We start from the raw sequence: 3,343 nt of genomic DNA on the forward strand, positions 1-3,343 counted from the left end.
TCGGGCCAGATGACAATTCGCGCTGCAGATCCATTGCCCGTTGGTCGGCATGGTTGAAGGAGAGGGTCTTCTCCAAAGCGCCGCGAGCCGCGGTCGCCTCACCGAGTCCGTGAAGCGCGAACGCTAGTAGAAGATGATTCTCCGCGTCGCGCCGTGCCTGGAGGTCCTCCTCGAAAACCAACAGGTTCGGAAGCGAGGTGGCGAAATAGTCGATCCGGGCGGTTTCCTTGAGCTTGGTTTCGGCAAAGGTCTTGAGGTCGGTAAACAGGGCGCGGGCCTCTTCCCCGCGGCCGAGTTCCCGCAGCGAAAGACCACGGAAGTAGCTCAGCAGACTGTGCGCCGTGACCGCCATTTCGGAGAAATCGCCGGCTTCCGCCGCCGCGAGCATGAAATGCTTGCGGGCTTGGTCCGTGTGTCCGAGCGCCGTCAGCGCGCGGCCGGTCCAATAGTTCACATCCGCCTTCGCCTGCAGCAAGTGATAGGCCTCGCCGAGGCTTTCCGGCGTGTCCATCGCGCCGGTGAAGTGGCGCAGCGCGGCGGCGGCATCGCCCGCCGCGAGGGCCGCGATTCCTAACCGGATGTGCGCCGTGGTGAACTGCCGGAGCACGCTTCCCTCGCCGCCTTCCCACGGGTGGAAGCGGCGGGAGCTGACGATCTCCAACGCCGCCTCCGGATATCCGGTTAGGTTGTGCAGGCCTGCCAGAGCCACCGTGCAATCATCGCGTTGCATCACGCGGCCACGGTGGTCTTCCAGAAACCGCAGGCGGTCTGCCAGCGGGTCGTTTAACTTCGAGCAAAGCTGGTCGTATTCCGAGACCAACCGTGGATCGGTGGAGTCGAGTTCCAGCGCCCGGAGATAACAGGTTCTCGCCGCATCTCCGTCCCGCCGCGCGTTCCAAACGCCGATTCCCAGATTGCGGAACACCGTCGCGAACGACGCGCCATCGGCGACAGAGCGTTCCCAACTTGCAATCGCGTCCTCGTGACGCTTGAGATCATAGAAGTAATTTCCGAGGCCGTAGGCGGCCACCGGGTCCTTGCCGGGTTGTTGCAGCGCCCATTCCAGCACGACCTGCTCGTGCAGGCGCGACGGGAAGAAATAGTCCGGCGATTGCTTCCGCGCGTCCTCCAACAGGGCGTGGTCCTGTTTCAACCACGCCAGCACGTAAGCGCTGGCCACCGCCCGCGAGAGTGGATTCGGCACCGCGGAGGGCGTCACCGGATTGGCCGAATGCAGCTCCAACAGATTCGCTGCTTCGGAGGTGAAGCCGGCGTCCGCGTAGTCGAAGGCCAGGTCCAGGACCGTCTGCGCGTCGTTGCGGCAGGTGCTCAGGAATTGCGCGGTGGAAATCCCGCCGGCAAGCGAGGACTCGTAACGGGCCCAATGATCCAATGAATCCGCTTCAAGAACCCGGCCGAGGAGGGCGGGGGATTCCGGATCGTGCTTTCGCCGCAGGATGGCCGCTAGCAAGACTTGCGCCTTGAGGTGGTTTCCATCAGCCGATAGGTTAGAAGGCAGCCGCCATCGCGGTTGAAAACCGCGGCGGACAACTCGGCCGGATTTCCCCCGGTGAATTTGAGGTCGGCATGAGTCCATGCCTCGCCCGGTTTGAGCGAGAGCGTTTGCTCAAGCAGGATCTGCTCCCCACGCTTCAGCACCAGGGTGGCGTCCTTCAGGTTTTCGGAAACACAAAGCCCGAGCTCGATGGTCCGGTCCTCGCGCACGACCATCCGCAAGGCCGCCTTCTCGGTCGCCTGCTGGACGGGGCCGATGCCCTGGATGGGCCACCAGAACTGCGAGAAGGTCTTTGTTTCATACGGCGCGAGATACGAGAAATCCGGCTGGTTATCGGTGTAAACGCCGGCCATCAGCTCGATATAGGGGCCGTTCGTGTCGGTGAGCTCGCGATCCCAGGCATGGCCAAACGCATGGTCGCCCCAAGTCCATTGTTTCTTGCCCGGCGCGATGTGGCGGTCCGCGACATAGCTTACATCCTGCGGGAAGAACGATTGGTATTGCTCGTGCACCATCGCCGCCACGTTCGCCCACCAGAGGAAGGTCTGAGTGAATGGCGTGCGGTTATACAAACGCGCCCGCAGCTCGATCAGCGAGGAACCGGGTCGCAAGCGGATGCCGTGCATGCCTTTGAGACGGTTGATCGGATCATGTTCGCTCAGCCACACCGTGCGTGCGCCGTCCTCTTCCTCTTCAATGAACACATCCGCCGGCATGAAAGTCCCGGGGCGGTGGTGCTGCGGCCAATTGAACTCGACGCCACCGGAAATCCACGGGCCGGCGAGGCCGACGAGCGCCGGTTTGATCACATGCTGGCGATAGAAGAAATCGTAGTCGTGATTCGTCTTGTCCTGACCGATGAAGATCCGCCCGCCGATTTCCGGCAGCATCACCAGCCGCACGAACTCGTTTTCCAAACGCGCGGACTGGTATGAAACCGGCTGCGGTTCGTCGAAGACCTTGTCGATGAACGGCACCGGATAGACCTTGCCGGAAGATCCCTGATAGACGCGTTTCTCGAAAAAGACCGGGTTCTTCTCCGGCGCGCCGACCGGGTACGTTGGAATGACGCGGGGTTCCAGTTTCGCGATGACGGACATGGTGGGGTAAAAGCTGAAATACTGAGATGCTGAAAAGCTAAAATAAAGATCACCAGAAGATGATGAAGAACAGGACAACGCCGAGAATCACTAGGCCGCCCGCGATCTTCACGATGGGCTCGGTGACCAGGCTGATCTCCTCGCGGACCGGAAGCGCCTTGGGCTTCGCGAGTGGTGAGAACAGTGTCATCGCAGTCATCAGCGCGCCCACCACCAAGAAGGCGAGCAGCACTTGCAGGAGGAAATGGATGTCATGGCCCCATGGCCGTGCTTCCGACTTGGAGGTGAATTGGAATACCGCATAGGCCAGCGGACCGGTCACCAATGCCACGACGCCGGCAGCACCGGGGACTTTCGGCAGGACAAACGGCATGATGAACGCCGCCACCACGCCGGGCCAGATGTAGCCCTGGAATTGTTGGATGTATTGAAACACGCCGCCGAATTTCGGGTCGTCCAGGATCGGCGCGATCGAACATCCCGCGATGACAAATGCCAGTGTCAGCCCGCGGCCGAGCCAGACGAGTTTTTCCTGCGAGGCGTCGCGCGAAAACATGCGGCGATAGACATCCATCGTGGAGATCGTGGACGCCGAGTTCAGCAGCGAGGCCAGCGTGCTGGTGACGGCACCGGCGATGGCGGCGTAGATTAAGCCGCGCACGCCCGGAGCGATCAGCTTGGTAACCATCGTGGGGAACGCCGCGTCGGTTTTCGAACCGAGCTCAGC

General features: G+C 61.8%; 2 protein-coding genes and 1 pseudogene. All 3 read right to left on the minus strand.

The genetic code is table 11. From position 1 onward, the window contains the following. On the minus strand, nucleotides 1-1,471 hold a 1,471-nt coding region (locus tag AC4DF4_RS18320; RefSeq protein WP_490049539.1), incomplete at its 3' end, for a tetratricopeptide repeat protein. 32 nt (nucleotides 1,472-1,503) lie between these two features. After that, nucleotides 1,504-2,616, minus strand: a pseudogene (locus AC4DF4_RS18325) (DUF5107 domain-containing protein); the annotation flags it as partial. Nucleotides 2,617-2,665: 49 nt separating this feature from the next. Beyond that, nucleotides 2,666-3,343: sodium:solute symporter family transporter (locus AC4DF4_RS18330; RefSeq protein ID WP_490049540.1), on the minus strand; the 678-nt coding region annotated here is incomplete at its 5' end.

The organism is Luteolibacter sp., assembly GCF_058122085.1.